General features: G+C 33.7%; 19 protein-coding genes. 6 read left to right on the top strand and 13 right to left on the bottom strand.

Annotation, left to right across the window (positions count from 1 at the left end; all coding sequences use genetic code 11):
• Positions 1-92: 92 nt before the first annotated feature.
• The 3 genes from MKY04_RS09740 to dapF form a co-directional block, all read right to left on the bottom strand.
• Positions 93-1,490 (bottom strand): HAMP domain-containing histidine kinase, encoded by a 1,398-nt coding sequence (locus tag MKY04_RS09740; RefSeq protein WP_346235778.1) that lies wholly within the window; start codon positions 1,488-1,490, stop codon positions 93-95.
• Entirely contained in the window at positions 1,487-2,167 is a 681-nt protein-coding gene (locus MKY04_RS09735; protein ID WP_346235777.1) for a response regulator transcription factor, read from the bottom strand. Before MKY04_RS09735 ends, MKY04_RS09740 begins: the two co-directional genes overlap by 4 nt.
• Before the next feature lie 132 nt (positions 2,168-2,299).
• Positions 2,300-3,265 carry a diaminopimelate epimerase gene (dapF, locus tag MKY04_RS09730; protein ID WP_346235776.1) on the bottom strand — a complete coding sequence of 322 codons (966 nt, stop codon included), beginning with the start codon at positions 3,263-3,265 and terminating at the stop codon, positions 2,300-2,302.
• Positions 3,266-3,606: 341 nt separating this feature from the next.
• On the opposite strand from dapF, the gene MKY04_RS09725 reads away from it, so the two are divergent.
• Positions 3,607-4,155, top strand: a complete 549-nt coding sequence (locus MKY04_RS09725; RefSeq protein ID WP_126295596.1) for a GNAT family N-acetyltransferase — start codon at positions 3,607-3,609, stop codon at positions 4,153-4,155.
• 98 nt (positions 4,156-4,253) lie between these two features.
• On the opposite strand, the gene MKY04_RS09720 is transcribed toward MKY04_RS09725, so the two are convergent.
• From MKY04_RS09720 to MKY04_RS09705, 4 genes are all read right to left on the bottom strand, one after another.
• Positions 4,254-5,333 (bottom strand): undecaprenyldiphospho-muramoylpentapeptide beta-N-acetylglucosaminyltransferase, encoded by a 1,080-nt coding sequence (locus MKY04_RS09720; protein ID WP_346235775.1) that lies wholly within the window; start codon positions 5,331-5,333, stop codon positions 4,254-4,256.
• Positions 5,334-5,935: 602 nt separating this feature from the next.
• Entirely contained in the window at positions 5,936-6,820 is an 885-nt protein-coding gene (locus MKY04_RS09715) for a CAP domain-containing protein (RefSeq protein ID WP_126295598.1), read from the bottom strand.
• Positions 6,821-7,053: 233 nt separating this feature from the next.
• On the bottom strand, positions 7,054-7,956 hold the full coding sequence (locus tag MKY04_RS09710) for a CobW family GTP-binding protein (protein WP_126295599.1): 903 nt from the start codon (positions 7,954-7,956) through the stop codon (positions 7,054-7,056).
• Between the two features lie 84 nt (positions 7,957-8,040).
• Complete coding sequence (locus tag MKY04_RS09705; RefSeq protein WP_346235774.1) at positions 8,041-9,570, bottom strand: S41 family peptidase; 1,530 nt, start codon at positions 9,568-9,570, stop codon at positions 8,041-8,043.
• Between the two features lie 616 nt (positions 9,571-10,186).
• Here MKY04_RS09705 and MKY04_RS09700 point away from each other — a divergent pair.
• On the top strand, positions 10,187-10,525 hold the full coding sequence (locus MKY04_RS09700; RefSeq protein WP_126295601.1) for a hypothetical protein: 339 nt from the start codon (positions 10,187-10,189) through the stop codon (positions 10,523-10,525).
• A 370-nt stretch (positions 10,526-10,895) separates the two neighbouring features.
• Here the strand turns inward: MKY04_RS09700 and deoD are convergent, their stop codons facing one another.
• Entirely contained in the window at positions 10,896-11,600 is a 705-nt protein-coding gene (deoD, locus tag MKY04_RS09695; protein ID WP_126295602.1) for a purine-nucleoside phosphorylase, read from the bottom strand.
• Positions 11,601-11,716: 116 nt separating this feature from the next.
• Positions 11,717-11,938: a YozE family protein gene (locus tag MKY04_RS09690; protein WP_126295603.1), complete on the bottom strand. Its 222-nt coding sequence runs from the start codon at positions 11,936-11,938 to the stop codon at positions 11,717-11,719.
• A 124-nt stretch (positions 11,939-12,062) separates the two neighbouring features.
• Here MKY04_RS09690 and MKY04_RS09685 point away from each other — a divergent pair, with 124 nt between their 5' ends.
• From MKY04_RS09685 to MKY04_RS09670, 4 genes are all read left to right on the top strand, one after another.
• A complete protein-coding gene (locus MKY04_RS09685; protein WP_246020440.1) occupies positions 12,063-13,880 on the top strand; it encodes a methyl-accepting chemotaxis protein in 1,818 nt (605 codons plus the stop codon).
• 117 nt (positions 13,881-13,997) lie between these two features.
• Positions 13,998-15,122: an endospore germination permease gene (locus tag MKY04_RS09680; protein WP_126295605.1), complete on the top strand. Its 1,125-nt coding sequence runs from the start codon at positions 13,998-14,000 to the stop codon at positions 15,120-15,122.
• A gap of 10 nt (positions 15,123-15,132) precedes the next feature.
• Entirely contained in the window at positions 15,133-16,587 is a 1,455-nt protein-coding gene (locus tag MKY04_RS09675) for a spore germination protein (protein ID WP_126295606.1), read from the top strand.
• Complete coding sequence (locus MKY04_RS09670; protein WP_185807791.1) at positions 16,577-17,722, top strand: Ger(x)C family spore germination protein; 1,146 nt, start codon at positions 16,577-16,579, stop codon at positions 17,720-17,722. The genes MKY04_RS09675 and MKY04_RS09670 overlap by 11 nt, the downstream gene beginning before the upstream one ends.
• A 150-nt stretch (positions 17,723-17,872) precedes the next feature.
• On the opposite strand, the gene MKY04_RS09665 is transcribed toward MKY04_RS09670, so the two are convergent.
• The 4 genes from MKY04_RS09665 to MKY04_RS09650 all read right to left on the bottom strand — a co-directional run bounded on the left by MKY04_RS09665 (position 17,873) and on the right by MKY04_RS09650 (position 21,052).
• Positions 17,873-19,231 carry an IS1182 family transposase gene (locus MKY04_RS09665; RefSeq protein ID WP_346235867.1) on the bottom strand — a complete coding sequence of 453 codons (1,359 nt, stop codon included), beginning with the start codon at positions 19,229-19,231 and terminating at the stop codon, positions 17,873-17,875.
• Between the two features lie 278 nt (positions 19,232-19,509).
• Complete coding sequence (gene msrB, locus MKY04_RS09660) at positions 19,510-19,938, bottom strand: peptide-methionine (R)-S-oxide reductase MsrB (RefSeq protein ID WP_346235773.1); 429 nt, start codon at positions 19,936-19,938, stop codon at positions 19,510-19,512.
• A 1-nt stretch (position 19,939) separates the two neighbouring features.
• Entirely contained in the window at positions 19,940-20,464 is a 525-nt protein-coding gene (gene msrA / locus MKY04_RS09655; protein WP_346235772.1) for a peptide-methionine (S)-S-oxide reductase MsrA, read from the bottom strand.
• Between the two features lie 12 nt (positions 20,465-20,476).
• On the bottom strand, positions 20,477-21,052 hold the full coding sequence (locus tag MKY04_RS09650; RefSeq protein ID WP_346235771.1) for a YpmS family protein: 576 nt from the start codon (positions 21,050-21,052) through the stop codon (positions 20,477-20,479).
• Positions 21,053-21,136: the final 84 nt, after the last annotated feature.

The following is a 21,136-nucleotide window of genomic DNA, read 5'->3' as shown; positions in this document are numbered from 1 at the left end:
TACTCTTCACAAAAAATACAACTATTTTTCACGAAATTAGCATTTTTTTTTGAGAATCAATCGTTTTAAGGAATAATTTTTATTTTTTTTCTCTAAAGTGAGAAATTTAAGGTAAATGTTGTTCCTTTTCCAACACTACTTTGAACGTCTATTTCTACATCATATTTTTCTGCTAGCATCTTCGTTATACTTAACCCTAACCCAGTCCCCCCTCCTGTACTCTCTCTTGAAGCATCGACGCGATAAAAGCGATCAAAAATATGCGGGAGATGCTCTTTTGAAATTCCTATACCATTATCCTTTATCATTATTACTACCTTATTAGATAAATATTGAACATCAATATCAATAATTGGTTTTCTATCGTTATATCGTATTCCATTTTCAATAATATTTCGTGCAATTTGACCTAATGCATTTTCAGTAATATTTGGCAGCAGAGGTTCGCCAGTAGTCGATATATGAATGCTTGCATCCGTATAAATCACTTCCAACTCTTCCTTAACGGAATATAGTACTTTTTCAACATTTGTCACAGCATGTTCATCACGTTCTTCTTTTCTTGCTAAATCAAGTAGTTCCTCTATCATTTTTTTCATTCTTGTAACTTCTTCTAATGAAGTTGAGATTGATTCCTCTAAAATGTCAGGGTCGTTTTTCCCCCATCGTTTTATTAATGATAGATGCCCTTCAATTGCTTGGATTGGTGTCCTCAGCTCGTGGGATGCATCTGATACAAACTGCTGCTGTTTTGCAAAAGTACTTTGTAATTCTGCTATCATAGTTCGATAAATCTTTAATAAGTCACCAATTTCATCATCAGCATTATATGCAAAATTAATTTCTTTATCAAAACCTTTATCACGAACAGACATCATTGAGTCGCGCAAATCTTGTATTGGTTTAATTAATAAATTTGCTAAATAATAGCCGATAGAAACCGCTAACAGTATTGCCCCTAAACCAGCTATAAGCATGGTAGTTAACACATATTGCATCATTGATTGAAAAGTTGTTAATGGGTGTATTAATTGCATGACGCCATGGAAGCGGCCAATATTGACAAACTTATTTACAACAAATACATCTTCATTATCAATCACTTCTTTTGATATCACAGTTTTTCTAAGTTGATCATATGATAAAACAATGTCTGCTGCTGAGGATTTATTATTAATTCTTAGCACTTCATAACCATCTTGGTTAAAAATGTAAACTGTTTGATTTTGATTCACTATCGCTTTGAATAAACCTGTATTGCCTTGAAACTCACTAATTGAAATGGACTCATTTTGCGAATTAAAAAAAGATGTTAAGTCATCTGCAGTTCGAATTGCATTATTTTCTTCATTTTGCAAAAGCCATGAATAGAGTGCGAGATAAATAACGGTACAAATTGCTGCATAACTTATAAAAATAACAATCGCAGTCGACATGATCCATTTCTTTTTTAATGATTGGTTAATAACAATATACTTTAGGTTCTTCATTCTCTCACCACATAGCCTACACCACGAACTGTTTCTATGTACGGCTCGCATTGAGTCTTTAATTTTGAGCGCAGATGCCTAATGTAAACATCTACTACATTTGTTTCCACCTCTGAACTATACCCCCAGACAGATTGTAAAATCATGTCCCGTTCACAAACGCGGTTTTTATTTTCACATAATAATTTCAATAAATCATATTCTGTTTTCGTTAATTCCAGTTTGTTATTTTCAAAATAAACCTCGTATGATTGAGGCTTAATAATTAAATCCCTAACTTGAATAGTTTCTGCCACTTCTTGATTTTCAGTATTGCCAACTCTTCTTAAAATGGAACGAATTCTTGCTAATAATTCTTCTATAGCAAAAGGTTTAACGATATAATCATCCGCTCCTGCATCTAGACCAGCTACCCTATCCATTACTGCGTCGCGTGCAGTAATCAGAATAATTGGCACATTTAGTTGTGCACGGATGCGTCTGCATACTTCAATTCCATTTAAACCTGGCAACATGACATCAAGTAAAATGCAGTCAAACTTATTTTCCAATGCCTTGCTTAGCCCTTCTCTTCCATCATGTGTTACTGTAACTTCAAATTGTTCGTATTTTAGTTCAAGTTCGATAAAACGTGCAATATTTTTTTCGTCTTCTACCAGCAAGATTCGTTTATTCATAATATCACCCTTTATTAGAAAAGCGTTAACGCCCAGGTTAGCCTCGAAAAAATTTATATTTTTATTCAGATAAAAAGCCTCGTTCTAAGTTTAACTTAAAACAAGGCAGCCATAAAATGTAACACTTTAATTTCAAGCTGAAAACGATGAAGTTTCCTTTTTGACTAATTCAATACATTTTTCGTATTGTTTTTGCTCTTCTGTATCTTTACGATTTAAAATTTTATATTGATTATCATTGATTTCAATCGTGTACTCTGCTGTTACTGTAGCATTTCCAATTAGAGTTAATTGGTACTCCCCATTGTTTTGTTTTACTTCACATTTTACAAATCCACCTGGATTATAAACCGTAATTAAATCAGTATCTACAAGTCCATTTAACTTTGATACAAGTGCAGATGCTGTCATCGCGGTACCACATGCATTTGTAAAACCAACACCTCGTTCAAATGTTCGAACAAAAATTGTGTCATTTTTCATTGGGTAAACATAACTTACATTTACGCCGTCCATACAAAATTCGTTTTCACTATTTAGAAACTCAGAAAGCTGTTGTTGATGTGAAGCATCTTCAATATATTGTGCATCCACAATTCCAATAAGATGTGGATTGGGAACAGATACTGCTGTAAATTTAATTGTTGGTGAAAATTCCTCAATAATTTGATGGCGGATTACTGTTTGGTTTTTATATTTCATTGGTAAACTGTTAAGCTCAAAAGAAACAGGTGATATTTCAACAGCATATGTTGGAATCGTTCCAAAAATCGAAGCTTCATTTCTAACATGCAGATTTGCTTTCATTGTTTCAATAATTGCTTCATCTTTACCAAGTTTTTCGCAAACAAATCTCGCTACAGTTCGCAAGCCGTTTCCGCACATGGATGCTTCTGAGCCATCCGCATTAATCACTCTCATTTTTGCATCTGCAATGGTCGAAGGCAAAACAAGCAACAAACCATCTGCTCCACCATCGTTATCCTTTAAACATAGCCATTTCGTTAAGCTGGGCCAATCAAATTCATTTTCATTGTTAGAATTATATAAATAAAATGTATTGCCAGATCCATGTACTTTTAAAAAAGTTCTTTCCATAGGTATACTCTCCTATTACTATTTATTTCTATCATAATTGTAAATCAATTATGAATCAACCTAATTGAAATCATCTTAAATTATAAATTCTTTTAACATTTTTCAATAAGAATAAATTCTATTTTTACATTAAAATAATTGTATCAGTTCGATTCTTTATTATATGATATATTCATGTAATTTCTTTATAAAATGGTTATTTTCTGACTATTTTGGGTAAATAAAAAAAACAACTTTATTTATTGACGTCTTGCCCCTTTAGGTTTATTATTTTGAACTGTTGCCCTGTGATATCTTATTTGAGTGTGTTATGCAACTATCCTAAAAAGGAGGCGTTTCAAATGTTAAAATTTCGAGACCTTTCAGAAACTAATGACTTATATGAATTAATGATCCATCCGTCAGTTTTTCCATATGTTCGTCAAAAAGCTGCTTCCTCTGAAGAATATTTATTTATGACAAAACAGCTTTTAGAAGAAGAACAATTAGGAAAAACGATATCGAGAACAATAACCGATGACTGGGGTCAACCAATTGGTACCATCAGTCTTTTTGATATACAAGATGGAGCAGGCTTCCTAGGAACTTGGATAGGTGCACCTTTTCAAGGAAAAGGATACAATCAAGCTGCTAAAAAGCAGTTTTTAACTGAACTGTTTTTTGAAAAAGATATCCACACTGTATTTCTACGTATTAGAAAAGATAATTTAAAATCGAAACGCGCAGCACAAAAATTACAATATGTTATATGCGCAAAAGATTGTCATCCAGCATTATATGAGGAAATAAACACTGGTGAAATTAAATATGATTTATTTAAAATTCCAAAAGATTTATTCTATATCGTCACAGCCAACGAAAATTCAAAAGAAGAAGAGCAAGCAATGTAAACTTTAAAAAAAGCGACCCGTTTTTCAGTCGCTATTAATTTCAACAATACAAAAAGAAGTCTCAACGCAATAGGCGCTAGACTTCTTTTATTTTTTGCTTAACCTTTTTCATATTGAGTAATTAATTTTACCATCTCTATTGGTGTTTTTGGACTTTCAGCATTTTTCATTGCATCTAAAATTTCGTTTTTCTTTTTTTCTAATGTATTCACAGCTTTTATAAACGTGTTTTTAGTTAGCAATTCTTCCTCCAAGGTTACTGCAAATCCTTGTTTTTCAAAAATTTTCGCATTTAATATTTGGTCCCCACGGCTTTTTGATGCAGAAAGTGGAATTAAAAGCATAGGCTTTTTCAAAGCTAAAAACTCAAAAATAGAATTTGAACCAGCTCGGGATACAACAAAATCCGCCGCATGTAATAAATCTGGTAATTCTGTTGTTACATAATCAAATTGTTTGTACCCTTTTAAGCCCTCCAATGACGAGTCAATGTTTCCTTTACCGCAAAGATGAATCACTTGGTATGCTTCTAATAGTTCTGGCAAATTACTTCGCAAGGCCTCATTTAGAACCACCGAGCCTAAGCTCCCTCCCATAACAAGGAGAACCTTTTTACTCGCATCAAATTGACACAATGACAATCCTCGAATTTTTTTTCCGTCAAATAGTTGTTCACGGACAATTGATCCAGTACATGTTGCTTTATCACTTGGTAAATATTTTAATGTGTCTTGAAAAATTGTAAAAACGTGTGAAGCAAATGGCAGTGCAATTTTATTTGCTAACCCTGGTGTCACATCTGATTCATGAATTACAACAGGGATCCCAGCCAATTTAGCAGCAATTACTACAGGTACAGAAACGAAACCACCTTTTGAGAAAACGATTGATGGTTTTACTTTTCGCATTACCGCAAATGCTTGCCCGACACCTGCCAACACTTTAAAAGGATCAGTAAAGTTTTTTATTGAGAAATAGCGTCTTAATTTACCGCTTGAAATGCTATGATAAGGAACATTTGGAAAGCTTTGAGTAATTAATTCTTTTTCAATTCCATCATGTGAACCTATATAGTGTACTTTGTATCCTTCTTGGATAAGAGAAGGAATGACAGCTTGATTTAATGAAACATGGCCTGCTGTTCCGCCACCTGTTAAAATAATTGATTTTTGACTCACAGAAATCTCCTATTCTAAATACATAATGTATTCTCTAAGTATATATGATAACGAAAAAATATTAATGAGAAAACTTTCCCACCACGAGATATTCAGTCAATATTGTACCATAATTTATCTTGTTCACAACGCGATACTCAAAATTCATCATATTGTAAAAGATTAAACGCCAAAAATCATGGTTTACCTTTAAAAGCGCATATTCCACTACAGGCTGGACACTTTCCACGGGCTCGGATTGAGCCTCCTTCTTCGCTTCGCTCATGCGGGGTCTTAATGCTTCTGTTGCTTCGCTTTCGTTGCAAAAAAATAGCACACGCTATTCCCACAAGAAGCTTTGCACCTGTCACTATGTTTGGTTCAGAAAACATTGCTCTGCATCAAAAATGTAGCGGCAGATGCACTGCGCCTTCCGTTACGTGTACTTTATATTCATAGTTTTAAATAATAATTAAGTCGTAGAGACATATATAACATGACTCTGCGGCTAGTGTGCTTAGCCTGTTCACCTACTTCATACTAATTTAAAATTATAAGCACTTTCTAATTCTAGTAGTAAAAAACCGAGCAACGTTGGTTAGTTACTCGGTCTTAATCACACATTATAGTTGAATAAATTGTTGTGTCCAGTAGTTGCCATCTGCAACGTAGCCAACACCGATATGAGTGTAGCTTCCGTTTAAGATATTTGCACGGTGTCCTTCTGAATTCATCCATGCTTGTACTACTTCTTCAGGTGTTCTTTGACCTTGTGCAATATTTTCACCTGCTGCACGATAAGAAATACCTGCAGCTTTCATTTGGTCAAATGGGCTACCATAAGTTGGGCTTGTATGTGAGAAGTAATTTTTCGCCGCCATATCATCAGACTTTTGTTGTGCAACTTTCATTAATGGCTCGTAAATTTCTAATGGTGCAAGACCTGCTTTTGCACGTTCAGCGTTTGTTAACTCCACCACTTTTTTCTCAAACTCTGAAGCTGATTGAGCTGGTGCAGTTGGAGTTTGCTGTACATTATTATTCGAACTAGGTTTCGATGCTTCATTATTATTTGTTACAGGTGTTGAAGGTTTATTTACAACCTCTTTTTGTTCATTGTTAGTTGGAGTTGCTGGTTTTGCTGGTTTTGGTGATGAAACTGGTTTTTCATTCACAACCTCTTTACCTTTTTCTACATTAGTAGTTTGATGATTTGCTTTATTATCATTCACATTTTTGTACTCATTTAATTTAGAAATTAATAATGATTCTAATTGTTTGTTGTTAAATAATTTATGTGAAAAATCTTTGAAGCTAGCTTCATCTGTAATTCCTAATCTATGAATAGTTTTGTAGAGGGCATTTTCGTAATGCTCCCAGTTCCCGCTATTTACAATTATATTTTCAGCTTGCTTATTTCCCTCTTCATTGTTAGAAGCAGCATTTGCCTCTGGAACTTGTGTTGCGATTAAACCGAATGCACAAAATGTTATAAACCATTTTTTCATTTTGTTATTCCTCCTCTCGCAACTAATCATAAGCGAGAAAAGTTGAAAAAAACGGACCATAAGTTGGAAGTAAATCCAATAAAACTTCTTTTCTTTATATCTATGAACTTATTAAACTTTTTTTATCTAAATATTTCCTCTATACGAAACAGTTACTACCAAAATAGTATTGACAAATTTACAACATTGATTTATAATTCATTTCTTTTACTTTTATTACGTTTAGATTACGTTTATTCCTCTCCGATAACGGCTATATTTTCAACATTTTCACCAATCATCACAATTTTAGAAGGCATTTGAATATATTCAGGCATCCATTGAACTAATCCATATGCATATTGGAAAAGCATCGGATTTTTTACTCCTGCAATCGGTACATACCCTTTCATACGATAAATTGTATTCGGTAAAGAACGTACCCATTGTTCAAATTGCTCTTGTGAGAAGCTTGATTTTAATTCAATTAACCGAGAACTTAAATGTAAATGCGATCCTAGTTTCGCAGAGTTAATATCTCTTTTGGAAATTTGCGCAGATGCTTGCAGTTTTTCAAGTAAATTAAGAGGAACACGTCCATTTGTTGTTTGTAAAATAAATGCATTAGTATTTACATTTTGCATTTCAAAAACTACTTTTGCTTGCTCTACCTCTGTTAACAGATCCATTTTATTAGCAAGTAAAAGATGTGCATGACGAATTTGTTCTAAAAATAAACTGCGAACTTGCGGTGTAAGACTTTCACGATCTAACCAAAATCTGCTGTCTGCAACGGTAACAATCCCTTTTATATTTAACTGCTCAGCAAATAAAGGTGAATATACTGCGTCTAAAGCTTCAACTGGGTGAGCCGCACCTGTTGTTTCAATAATAAGAACGTCAAATTGAGAATCTGCTAGAAGCGATTGAATTTGAGCTTCAGTTTTTTCACTGCCAGAACAGCAAATACAGCCCTCCAACATTTCTTTTAAGGGTACATCCTCTTCAACAGCCTGTGAGTCAAATGGAAGCTTTCCTAGTTCATTCATGATTACAGCAGGTTTTAATCCTTTTTCTTTTAATTGTCGAATTACATCGGTTAACATGGAAGTCTTTCCGCTTCCTAAAAAACCGCTAAATAAATATACATCCTTCATTAAATCATTCTCCTTTTTCTTAATTATAGAAGAAAGAGCTACGGCTGTTCAAAATTCGAACAACAGTAGCCCTTTGCAGTATTTTTATTGTCCTTCACTTGCTGATTTTTGCTTATTAGCAGATTTATCAGTAAGCAGTTCGATTGCTTTTAAAACATGTGGATCTTCTTTATCTATTTTTTCTCTTAAAGCATCCATCAAGGCATAAGTTGTGTCTCCTACAATAGTTCCTGTTTGCTCCAACTCATGTTGTGCTTGGAATTCTTTAACAGCATCTGATGTCGCTTCATCGAACTTATCATCGATTGTTCCAGGGTCATACCCTAATGCAGATAGCATTCGTTCAGCAGAATTTACAGCAGCTGAAGCACTTTCCACTTTTAGCTCCGTTTCTGGATCAATATAAGTCAATGTAGCGTAATCAGGATACTCAACAACTACATCCGGCTTAATACCCTTTTCATTTATCCAATTGCCGTTTGGCGTTAACCATTTACCAGTTGTATATTTTAAATTTGAACCATCTGGCAAGTAGCTTACTGTTTGTACAGTCCCTTTACCGAATGATGTAAGACCTACAATTTTTGCTCCATATGACTCGCTTAACGCACCAGCTAAGATTTCCGAAGCGGATGCACTTCCATTATCAATTAATACAACAACTGGCAGCTTATATTTTTTACCGCCTTCAGCCAGCATTACTTCTGGTCCACCCTCGCGAGATTGCAATTGCACAATTGGTTTACCTTCATCAATAAAAAGATTTGCAATATCAATTGCTGAAGTCAAATAACCGCCAGGATTTTGACGAACATCTAAAATAATACTTTTCATACCTTCTTTTTCGTACTCTTCAAGTATTTTTACGATTTCATTATATGTTTGTTCACTAAAGGATGTAATTTGAATGTGGGCTATTTTATCCTCACCCATTTCACCATAAACCGTTTCGATTGGTATATCATCTCGAATGATTGTCATTTCAATCGGCTCTTTTGAATCCCCTCGTTGAATCGTTAATGTAACTGGTGTACCTTTTTCTCCACGAATCAGTAAGACAGCTTCAGTAGCGCTCATACCTTGGATACTTTCTCCATTAACCGTTAGGATAATATCTTCTGGTAAAATTCCAGCTTTTTCTGCTGGTGAATTTTTTATAGGTGATACAACCACTATATTACCATTGCGTTCTTGAATTTCTGCCCCTATTCCTTGGAAACTAGAGGATAAATCAGAATTAAATTGTTCTGCCTCCATTTCATCCATAAAATCAGAATATGGATCTTCAAGAGCATCAAACATTCCATTAATTGCCCCGGAGATTACAGCATCTTCATCAATTTCAACATAATATTTTTCTTTTAATTCATCATATGCTTCATATAATTTTGAAAATTCTTCTCTTTCAACAGGAGGCGATACTTCAACTACTTTTTCTTCACCAAAAGTTAAAGCAAAGATTGTTAAACCTGCTGTCAGTAGAATTGTTAAGCACATTAGCATAATAAACGTAAAAGGCTTTATACGTATAAACTTTTTAGCTGGTTTTACTTGTTCCTCTTGCTTTTCAATTTGTTCTGTTTGCTCATTTCCTTGTTGGTTTTGATCATCCATTTTATTCACCACTCTCATTTACACTTACTTCAGAAAAGTGTTAGGTGCACTACTTAACCCCACGTCGGTGAAGACATTACATTACATATTGCTGCCAACCGTGACTTCATGTTGCACTTTAAGCTGCTCCTCTGACAAGATGGCATTTCTTAGCAATGGAGCAGACCACAACACGATAGGTTAAATTATGTCTAGACACTCTTCATAACTTTATACTTTCTTATTTAGTAAAAAAGACGTTATTTACATATTAACAGTTTCACAACCAAACGAAAAGAAAAGACTGTCAATAAATAGACAGCCTTTCTAAATGAATATGCAAATTTATTGCTTTTCATTTTTATTTTTGAATAGCTTCTAATGCAACAACAATCATAACGTTAAATGTCTGGAACTGTATGTAAATTTAAGATACTTTAAAAAGCTTGATATTGCAACATTTTTTCGCAACTCAAACTTTATCATGGTATAATTTCATTACCTTTTTTACCTAATTTTAATAATTGTTGAATGAAAGTTATAAACGAATTAAATCTTATAACACAATCAACAGACATCTATTTTTCGGAAAATATTACTTTTCCCCCTAAATTTTAGCCATACACTGGAGGAATAAATGATTAAAATAATGACTTTGGAAAATTTAAATGGCAGGAGCGATGTTATTGAATTTATGAAAGGCAAGTTTAAAAATGAACATTGGCACAAATCTTCAATTTTTTTAACAGAAGAAGCTTTTGATTTTTTACATTCACACGTAGAAGATGTTTTACAAAATTTTAATTACTTTGGTCCAAACTCTGTTAGTTATGAGCAATGGAGTCAGATTGCTTTAAATGTACGTTCTTTTAATAATTCGGAAGACATCGAATTCATCCGATTTTTTAACAAGATAGATAATTGGGTACAAAAAAATTTCGAGGAACACACTTGTTTCTCAATTTGTGGCCCGTAGCTATTACATAAAAAATTTTTTATATTCCCCAAAACATAGAAAAACCAGGCTCATGACACGATAACTATGATAAAAATTTAAAAAACTGTATTTAAAATGAAGTTTACATGGATCTTAAAGTTATATAAGTATGTCAAATTCGTTAGAGATAGATTATTTTATGACAAAACTTGCCTTCTTTAAACTTTCATGACCAACGACATCCTTACACTTCTATAGTAAGATTAGTAACTTTTAAAATATTCCATGAGCCACTAGGACATTCAAACAGACACACACTTAATACTAAAAGAAAAAACAAGTGACCAATTAAATTGATCACTTGCTCCTATTTCACTTAATTGTGAAGTCTCTAAGATATATATACTGTCTATTCTTGAATAGCAGCTTCTAATGCTACGACGATCATATCGTTAAATGTAGTTTGACGTTCTTCTGATGTAGTTACTTCACCTGTAATAATATGATCTGAAACTGTTAAAACAGAAAGTGCTTTTCGACCAAATTTTGCAGCAAGTGTATATAATGCAGCAGATTCCATTTCAACTGCTAGAACACCATAGCGAGCTAATTTTTCGTTTTGGTTTTCTTCAGAGTAGAACATGTCTGCTGTAAAGATATTTCCTACTTTTAAATTTAATCCAGCATTAACCCCAGCGTTATAGGCTTTTAATAATAAATCAAAATCAGCAGTTGGTGCAAAATCAATTCCGTTAAAAATGATTTCATTCATCTTTGAATCTGTCGAAGCAGATTGAGCTAAAATAACATCACGAACTTTTACATCCTTTTGGATTGCACCACATGTACCTACACGAATTAATTTTTGAACATTATATTCTTCCATTAATTCTGTTGTATAAATTGAGATTGATGGTACACCCATGCCCGTTCCTTGAACAGATACACGTTTACCTTTATATGTACCAGTATACCCGAACATATTTCGCACTTCGTTATAACATGTTACATTTTCTAAAAAGTTTTCAGCTATATATTTTGCACGTAATGGATCTCCAGGTAATAAAATTACTTCTGCAATATCTCCCTGCTTAGCATTAATATGAATACTCATATACAATCCCTCTTTCCTTATTGGTTCAAATTCAAATATACTTGCTTTTCAATTATTGTGCAATGATTTCCCTGTTTATACATTATATTGTACTAGAAAATATTTATCCCAGCTTACTATCGATATTTTGTTTCATATATATCCCATAATTCATCAAATGCTTGTGTTGTCATATGTTCATCTGCCATTGTTTCAATATAGCTTGATAGTTCTTCAAAGGATGTACTTGTTTTAGGAAAGCTATGGTCTAAAAATGCACTTTCAGCAAACCGTGATTTTTTATCATTCCAATCCCCACCTCTAAAAGTGAGTACGAATAAGTAAAAACTTTTTTTCATCTAATCACTCCTTACTATATTTAGTATAAATAACTAGGACTTTTTTCTATCTGAATATGGAAAATTTTTAGAAAATAATGTAAACTTTAAAAATATTGATAGTTTAAGAAAGATGGTGATGGTATTGAGCAATCTTATAAAAGCCTCTAAAAAGAAGAAAATAACAATATCCTCAAAGAAAGAGAAACCACAAAAAACGTCTAAAGGAAATTCTAGGAAAAAAGAATTAGGAAAGTTACGATTTTACCATCTTATACGTGGAAAAGTAATTCTCATATTCAGCATTTTACTTGCAATTATTATTGGGATGCAAACATTATCCTATATTAGCATTTCAAAACTTCAGCAAAATTTAAATACCTTTGCAAACCAGAACCTCCAAGAGCAGATTCAAATTAATAATCTGGCTAGTAATATTTCAAAGCTTTCTAACTACGAGCAAGAATTTATTATACATGGTAATGAAGATACATTGATAAACTATAATACAACAAAAGAAAATGTTGATCGTATTATAAATGAGCTCCAAACTACTTTTGAAAATCGCGAGAAAGAAAAAGAGCTGCTCGCGTTAGTTAACCAATACTATGTAATCTATAATAACTACTCAACCGGCCTTATCGAAACTAGAGAAAAATTTGGTTTTGAAAATGCTCAAAAGATTATGGCTTCAAACGATTCGGAAAATATTAAATCATCCATTGAAAACTACTCTGAAATGTTAATTAATTTATTGGAAACGAAAAATGGTGAAACGATTAAAGAACTAGAATCATTTGCGAAAGCTTCTAAAATTACATTTTTTGCTTTATCCTTCATTGCCATTGTGTTGACAATAACTTTTGGTTATCTGTTATTTAAATCCATTAGAAGAAATACATTTAAAATTAATCAATCAATTTTAGAAATTGCAAAGGCTGGCGGTGATTTAACTCGTCGCGTTGAAGTAAAAACAAAAGATGAATTTGCACTCATTGCCAACTCAACCAATATTCTAATTGAATCCATTTCAAATTTAATTAAACGTGTAACTACTCTCGCAGAAAGCGTTTCGGGCAGTTCACAAGAATTAATGGCATTAGCAGAGGAAAATGCAAGAACAATAGATGAAATTGCAAACAATACACAAAGTATAGCTGCTGACAGCGACATAACACAAACCCGTACAAATGCCGTTATCTTAAAAATGCAAGAGCTCGAACAAGCTATGCACGAGTTGAATATTGAAGCAAACGAAGTACAAGCGTCTGCAGAACAAATGAAAAAAGCTGCCTCCAATGGCAGTCAATCAATGAATCAATCCTCAAATGTTATGATGTCAATCGAAGAAACTATTGCAAATACATCAACAACAGTAGAAGCTTTAGGAAAAAAATCAGATGAAATAACATCTATTATAGGAACCATTACTTCTATTGCGGAGCAGACAAACTTGCTTGCGTTGAATGCAGCAATCGAAGCAGCTCGCGCTGGTGAACACGGCAAAGGATTTGCAGTTGTTGCAAACGAAGTGAAAAAACTTGCTGAGCAATCACAAAGTGCTGCAAAAGAAGTAACACAAATTATTACCTCAATACAACAAGAAGTAAAATCCATTATTGAACAAAATCAAGAAGGTGTTGTAAACGTAATACGTGGTGTAGAGGTAACAAATGAAACAAATTCAATACTGGAAGACATCTTAGCTCAAACTAGCAAAACCACGAGCGTTATTGCATCGATGGCAGAAAAAATTATGTCAACTTTAAATACAAGCCATGAAGTTGCGGCTTCTTTCGTTGAGGTAAATTCAATTGCTGAAAATACAGCTATGCATACAGAAAGGTCTGCTTCAGCAGCACTACAAGGATCTGCCGCAATGCAGGAAATTAATGCTTCTGCAACCGAGCTTGCAAAACAAGCTGATGATTTACGAAGCGTTGTTAATGAATTTAAAATATAAATTTTAAACGTGAAGAAAACAAATTTGTTGTTCTTCACGTTTTTTATTTTGATTAATAATAATTTCAAGTAATTTTGTCAAAAATAAACATAAATTTTTCGATTGTTGAGGGATTATATGAATAAATTCGGGCAAATAAGTATTTTACATGTCTTGTTTTTAGTAATGACCTGCATTGGGTTAAAAAACCACGTTACCATTCTCCCTCCTATTTTAGATCATGTAAAAAGAGATGGGTGGGCATCCGTTATTTTAGCAGCCCTCTTAATATTACCATGGTTATTTTTAATTATTTATATACAAAAAAAATCAAATCGACAGCCATTAAAACATTGGTTGAAAGAAACAATCGGCAATGTTGGTGCTTCAATTATTTTGTATAGTACCGTAATTTTTTTAATTATTTTATCTGCTTTTACTATGCGTGAAACTATTTTATGGATATCTACAACATTTTTAGTGCAAACGCCTCCATTAATCCTTCTTAGCATCTATATAATTCTTTGCTTTTTGCTCGTATCAACGAATATTTTAACCATTGTCATCGTTAATGCTTTTGTTTTATTTTTTGTTGTTGTTTTTGGTTTTTTTGTAGCATTTGCAAATTTACAAGTAAAGGACTATGGATATTTATTCCCTTTATTTGAAAATGGTTTTAAGCCAATTGCAATAGGTACAATTTTTCCTGCTTCAGGCTTTATCGAGTTAATATTGCTGCTTTTTTTACAGCATTATTTTAAGCAGAAAATGAAATGGAATCATCTAGCGGGGATGGTATTTGTTTTAATGGGTTTAACACTAGGACCACTAATAGGTGCAATTACTGCATTTGGTCCAGAGGAGGCAGCAAAACAACGCTACCCTGCTTATGAAGAATGGAGCCTCGTTACGATTGGTGACTTTATTGAACATATGGATTTTTTATCTATTTATCAATGGCTAACAGGAACTTTTATACGAGTTGGGTTATTATTATTCATCGCTGCGGACATATTAGATATTACAGGAAACAGAAAAAAAATATGGTCTTATTTGGTACCTCCCTTTTTCATTTTAAGTTTGATAATTTTTTTATTAGATGACAACTTATTTATAAATTTAAACAGTCATGGTTTTTTAATTGCAACATTAATATTTTGTATTCTTCTGTCGCTTATATTAGGAGCAGTAGCGTTATTCTCTGGAAAAAAACAAAAAAACAGCGTCCAACAACGTCCTAGAATAAATCAAAAAAGAAAGTAGTGAAACATCAATGGACACATCTGGACAACCAACTTCAATTACAGAATTAAAGAAGCTTTTTGAGAAATCAGAAGATATTATTTTTAGCGAATTTACATTTCAACATTCTAAGGTTTTCTTAATTAAATGCGATTCTATGGTCGATGAACAAATGCTATATACTGTAGTTCTTCCAAATATTAAAAGTCTTTATCCTAAAAATCAAATTACTGAAAATCTAATAGAGCAATTGCCTATTCCAGAATTAAAAAAACTTAATAAAAAAAATGACATTATTACAGCAGCCTATAGTGGAAATGTCATAATTTTCTTTGAAGATCCCGGGCTGCTATACTCTTGCAATGTCCCTAAAAAACCAAATCGAAATCCTGAAGAAACAAATATGGAAGTAATGGTAAGAGGAGCCAGAGATAATTTTATCGAGGATCTTCCGACAAATATCGCCCTTATTCGAAAGCGAATTCCATCGAATTCATTATGTGTGGAAAAAATGGAAATAGGCAGACGTTCTAAAACTAAAATTGCTATTCTCTATTTTGATGATATCGCAAATAAAGATATACTTTCGGAACTAAAAAAACAGCTTGAAAAAATCGATACTGATATTATTATTAGCGGTGACTCATTAATGGAATTTGTAAACAAAAAAAATTGGTTATTCCCATCAATAAATTATTCGGGAACGCCAGATTTCGCAATTCAATCATTAGTTCGAGGAAGATTTTTAATTTTAGTGGACGGTGTAGCTTACGGCGTTATAACACCTGTTAACATTTTTTATTTATTAAAAGCGGGAGAAGATTACGAAAGCTCGATTGCTTATAGTACATTCGAAAGATTAATAAGGTTACTTGGCGTAATATTAGGAATTGCCCTGCCTGCATTTTGGCTTGCATTAACACTTTTTCATCAAGATCAATTACCATTGCAATTACTTGCAACAGTTGTTATGACAAATCTAGGCCTGCCATTGCCAGCCGTTTTAGAAATGCTATTAGTTCTTCTTATGTTTGAAATACTGCGTGAAGCAGGCTTGCGTCTTCCTACAAAAATTGGCGGAATAATAGGCATTATTGGAGGACTAATTATTGGCGATGCTGCCATCCGTTCTGGTACTACTAGCCCTGCCATGGTCGTAGTTATTGCAACTTCTACAATTGCATCCTATACCGTAGTAAACCAAACTTTAGAAGCAATTATTAGTATTTTACGTATTTCGTTTATTATTGTTACCGCATTTTTTGGTTTGTTCGGATTTTTCATTTGTCTTTTTCTTCTTATCCTTTATGTCGCCAATATTCGAGTATTTGGTGTCCCATATTTAAATATATCAGCAGATTTAAGCTTAGAAAATCTGAAAAGTACTTTGCTAAGGCCCCCAAAGTATAAATATAAGCAGAGACCAAATTTTTTAGATCCTCAGGATGAATCGCGAAATAATGAGGGAAAATCCAATGATGAATAAATTTCTTATTTTCATATTGTTGCCACTAATATTTTTAACTGGCTGCTGGGATTTAAATGAAAATGAACGCATGTATTATGCTTTTGGTGCAGGAGTCGATTTTAAAGATGGGCAATATGAAGTCACTATTCAAATAATTAGTTTTTCAAGAGTTGCAAAAACCGAACAGTTTAATCAAGATGTAATTCAATCGCAAGTCACATCAGCCACTGGGAATACAATTGATGAAGCATTTTTCGAACTTTATCATGCAATAGATGAGAGGGTTTTTTGGGGACATTTTTCATTATTAATATTTAGTGAAGGAGTCTTAAAACAAGGGGCATTTGATTCTGTAGTGAATACGATAACTCGTTTTAGCGACACTAGATACAGAACTTGGATTTATTGTACAGATGAACCTTTAGATCAATTCTTGCTTGCTCTTCCATTACTAAAAAAATCCATTACACTATCTAAAATAGGGGATCCATTAAATTCATACGAACAAGAATCTTTTATACAACCCATTGATTTAAGAAATTTAATCATTAATCTTAACGAGCCAAGCCACGAAGCAAATATTCCATATATTAAATTAAGGGAAGATTGGAAAACTCAAAAAGAGCCCCTTTCTTCTATAGAATTTGATGGAATCGGGGTTGTTACCCCTAAAGAATTTAAAGGTTTCATTAAGGACGATAAGGCAAATGGTCTCCAATGGATGTCAAATAAAACTATAAGAGCAGAAATTACAACAAGTTACGAAAAAGATAAATATTTTTCCGCTATTCTTAGAAATGTAAATGTAAATATAGTTCCTATTGTTAAAGGAAATGATGTCAGATTTGACATAAATGTTGGCTTGACTGCCTCTTTAGGAAGCTTTGAAGGAGACTTAACATCTGACAAAATTAAAGAGCTAGTAAAACAAACCGTAAAAAAAGAAATTGAACAGACTTATCAAGCTGCGTTAGAAATGAACGCTGATGTATTCCGATTATCAGAGATTTTATATCGAGAAGACTTAAAAAAGTGGAAGGAAATACAAAAGGATGGAAGAATAGAACTAGGTGAAGATTCAATACGCAACATTAATATAAACATTAACAAGTTAACATCTGGAAGGAAATCCTTTAGGGATACAATAGAATAAAAAGAATCCGCTTTGGATACAAGCGGATTCCAGGTTGTTGACAAAAGACCTTCAGAATGGGCTTATTCTGAAGGTCTTTCGTAATTTTAATAGATTATTGGGTATTTAACCGACTTATTTGGGGTAAAAACACTCTTCGAGTATTATATTTTAGGCCATTTCTGAAGCTTGCCACGTCCAATTAGCAAGCTTTTTTAAATTCATGGCAGCAAAAGTAAGCATCGCCTGCATAGACAATTTTTTAATTCCACGTAGGGTTGTCCATCGCATACCATGCTTTTCTTTTGCATCTGCAAAGACACGTTCAATCGTTTCTTTACGTCTAGCATATATTTGTTTGATATCACTTTGATGACGAAGATGATCCGCTTCCTCTACATGATGTGCCCAAATATGACGTTCAATGATTTTTCTGTGATCCTTACTACTTGTACATTGAGTAAGTAAAGGACAGTTTACACACTGAGTAGGGTTTGATTTATATTGGCGTTTCCCATCTTTAGTCGTTGTCGTATATTTAAGGACTTGCCCTTCCGGGCAAAGATAGCAATCATAATACTCATCATAGACATATTCATGTTTGCGTAAAAATCCATCCTTTGTTTTTGGTCGTGTATAAGGAAGTGCTGGTTGAATATCATGTTCAAATAAGAATTTAGTAATCGCAGGTGTTTTATAAGCAGCATCGGCAGCAACAGCAAGTGGCTTTTTCACTTTTTCCATTACCTTTTCAACAAGTGGTTGAAGCATATGACTATCATGAACATTACCAGGTGTCACAATTGATCCGAGTATAAATCCATAGCGGTCAGCTGCCGCATGAAATGAGTAAGCAAACTGCTTAGTTCGTTCATCTTTTACATAGTAGCCACTTTCAGGGTCTGTCGTACTTTCTTTAATTTCCTTTATCTCTTCTTTTTCAAATTTATCTGGTGGGAATGGTTTCTTCCCATGATCAATCCGATCTTGATTCAATTCTTCTTGAAGTTTAGCTTCATATGCCCGAGTCTCTTTACGTACCATCTTCTTCTCGAATTTACGTTTATTCGCACTCGCTTTAACATGCGTTGAATCGATGAAAACATGGTCAGCACTTAGTAATCCTTTATCAGCAATTTCTTTAAGTATTCGATAGAAAATCTGTTCAAAGATATCTGTGTCTTGAAAACGACGTTCATAGTTTTTACCGAAGGTTGAAAAGTGTGGTACTTCTGAATGGAAGCCAAATCCTAAAAACCATCGATACGCCATATTCGTTTCGATTTCTTTTATTGTTTGACGCATTGAACGGATTCCAAATACATATTGAACAAATGTCATTTTGATTAATACGACTGGGTCAACACTCGGGCGACCTAATTTAGAATACAGCGGTTCTACTAGTGGATAGATGAAAGAATAATCAATGGCTGATTCAAGCTTTCTAACAAGATGGTCTTTTGGTACAAGTTCTTCAATCGTAATCATCTCAATTTGATCGCGTTCATTTATTTGATTTTTCGACATCATTTCCATTCACCTCAACGTATATTTAGAAGTAGTTGATTGTAGTGTAGGCGGCGACTCCTGCGGGAAAAGCGTGACGGCCGATACCCCGCAGGAGCGTAGCGACGAGGAGGATTGGCCCACGCCCGCGGAAAGCGTCCGCCGAAACGGAAATCAACTAACTTATTCAAAAAGGGTTATTAATTTTATTTTAAAAGAAAAAAGACTGTAGGCAAACTCGAATTTTCGAGTTTGTCTACAGTCTGGAATCCGCTCTGGATACAAGCGGATTCTTTTAGTAATTAATCAAATAGCTTTAAAAACTCCCCATAGCCCTCTTCTTCTAACTTCTCTTTCGGTACAAACCGAAGAGCAGCTGAATTAATGCAATAACGGAGTCCACCTAACTCTTGAGGTCCATCTGGAAATACATGCCCTAAGTGTGAATCTGCTGTTTTACTTCGAACTTCTACTCTTCGCATACCATGTGATGTATCAAAATGTTCGGTAATTTCTTCTGATTCAATCGGTTTAGCAAAACTTGGCCAGCCACAGCCTGCATCAAATTTATCCTTTGAGCTGAATAATGGTTTACCTGAAACGATATCAACATAAATGCCTTCTTCAAAATGTTGATCGTATTCGTTTTGATACGGAGGCTCAGTACCTTGTTGTTGTGTCACATAGTATTGCATTTGTGTAAGCTGTTTTAGACGTTCTTCTTTATTCATGTTAATCCCCCCAATGTTCCTTTATAAATGCTGCACGTCCAGAGCCGATATGATAACGCTCATAGTGCAATGGATTTTTTTTATAATATTGCTGGTGATACTCCTCTGCAGGGTAAAACGGTTTTGCAGGTAAAATTTTCACTGCAATTGGTTTATTAAATTTTCCTGATTCTTCAAGACGCTTTTTTGATTGTTCGGCAATTTCTCTTTGTTCTTCATTATGATAAAAAATCGCAGTTGTGTACGATTCGCCTCGATCATAAAATTGACCTCCCGGATCTGTGGGATCAATTAATTTCCAATACGTTTCAACAATCCTTTCATAAGGAAAAATATCAGGATTAAACGTAATTTGCACCGCCTCTAAATGACCCGTTGTTTCAGAACAAACTTGCTCGTATGTAGGGTTTTCAACATGTCCACCTGTATAACCAGACACTACCTGTTCTATTCCATCCAACTGATCAAACGGTTTAACCATACACCAAAAACAACCACCAGCAAATGTCGCTATCTCTTTACTCATACACTTTCCCTCCTATTCATTTGGAATAATAACCTCTAACAAAATGCGATTATTTTCTAAATCAATTTCCTTCGCTCTCACTCTAGAACCAGAGAGCAATGTAAGCCTCGACAAATCAAGGAAAATTTCTTCTTCATTTGGTCGTACTATAATCCAGACTGGAAATTGAACCGCATCATTCATCAGTTTTAAAACGGTTATTGGTGGTATATTTAGTTTACCAACATTTACTTCAGTTTGCTTTAATTGAATATTGCCATCTTCATTTACAGTAGGTTCAAATTCCATTGAAAAGGGAACCGTTACCCCAAAAATAGTAAGCTCACTATTTAGTCTTATTGCTTTATCCACAATAATGTCTATTGGAAGGGACGGGTTATTTAACTCGTCCGTTAAGTACTTCATTGCAATTTTCTCAACATCTTCTGCTGTTGTTTCTACTAGAAAAACACTATCACTAGGGTTCACTGCATTTTCAGAAGGAATCGGAATTTCTTCTGATGGTGAAATCGCCCAAAATATAAATATTGTAATGAATAAAATAATTGACCCTATTAGAACAAAAAAGGCGACTTTCCATTTATTCATACCGGTTCACTCCTTGCTACCCAAATCCAATTAGAGTATGTATTTTGCATAAATGTGAAAAGGGATAATCTTATTGTTAGGATT

Source organism: Lysinibacillus telephonicus (assembly GCF_039654155.1).
Taxonomy (GTDB): Bacteria; Bacillota; Bacilli; order Bacillales_A; family Planococcaceae; genus Ureibacillus; species Ureibacillus telephonicus.
This window is presented reverse-complemented; position numbering and strand designations above follow the sequence as displayed.

Excerpts from the sequence above, each read along its gene's own strand:
- MKY04_RS09710 (WP_126295599.1), bottom strand. The coding sequence starts at position 7,956 with ATGAAGGATGTATATTTATTTAGCGGTTTTTTAGGAAGCGGAAAGACT.
- MKY04_RS09715 (WP_126295598.1), bottom strand. The coding sequence starts at position 6,820 with ATGAAAAAATGGTTTATAACATTTTGTGCATTCGGTTTAATCGCAACA.
- deoD (WP_126295602.1), bottom strand. The coding sequence starts at position 11,600 with ATGAGTATTCATATTAATGCTAAGCAGGGAGATATTGCAGAAGTAATT.
- MKY04_RS09705 (WP_346235774.1), bottom strand. The coding sequence starts at position 9,570 with ATGGATGATCAAAACCAACAAGGAAATGAGCAAACAGAACAAATTGAA.
- MKY04_RS09680 (WP_126295605.1), top strand. The coding sequence starts at position 13,998 with ATGAATAAATTCGGGCAAATAAGTATTTTACATGTCTTGTTTTTAGTA.
- dapF (WP_346235776.1), bottom strand. The coding sequence starts at position 3,265 with ATGGAAAGAACTTTTTTAAAAGTACATGGATCTGGCAATACATTTTAT.
- MKY04_RS09675 (WP_126295606.1), top strand. The coding sequence starts at position 15,133 with ATGGACACATCTGGACAACCAACTTCAATTACAGAATTAAAGAAGCTT.
- MKY04_RS09650 (WP_346235771.1), bottom strand. The coding sequence starts at position 21,052 with ATGAATAAATGGAAAGTCGCCTTTTTTGTTCTAATAGGGTCAATTATT.
- MKY04_RS09735 (WP_346235777.1), bottom strand. The coding sequence starts at position 2,167 with ATGAATAAACGAATCTTGCTGGTAGAAGACGAAAAAAATATTGCACGT.
- MKY04_RS09740 (WP_346235778.1), bottom strand. The coding sequence starts at position 1,490 with ATGAAGAACCTAAAGTATATTGTTATTAACCAATCATTAAAAAAGAAA.
- msrB (WP_346235773.1), bottom strand. The coding sequence starts at position 19,938 with ATGAATAAAGAAGAACGTCTAAAACAGCTTACACAAATGCAATACTAT.
- MKY04_RS09690 (WP_126295603.1), bottom strand. The coding sequence starts at position 11,938 with ATGAAAAAAAGTTTTTACTTATTCGTACTCACTTTTAGAGGTGGGGAT.
- MKY04_RS09670 (WP_185807791.1), top strand. The coding sequence starts at position 16,577 with ATGATGAATAAATTTCTTATTTTCATATTGTTGCCACTAATATTTTTA.
- msrA (WP_346235772.1), bottom strand. The coding sequence starts at position 20,464 with ATGAGTAAAGAGATAGCGACATTTGCTGGTGGTTGTTTTTGGTGTATG.
- MKY04_RS09700 (WP_126295601.1), top strand. The coding sequence starts at position 10,187 with ATGATTAAAATAATGACTTTGGAAAATTTAAATGGCAGGAGCGATGTT.
- MKY04_RS09665 (WP_346235867.1), bottom strand. The coding sequence starts at position 19,231 with ATGATGTCGAAAAATCAAATAAATGAACGCGATCAAATTGAGATGATT.
- MKY04_RS09725 (WP_126295596.1), top strand. The coding sequence starts at position 3,607 with ATGTTAAAATTTCGAGACCTTTCAGAAACTAATGACTTATATGAATTA.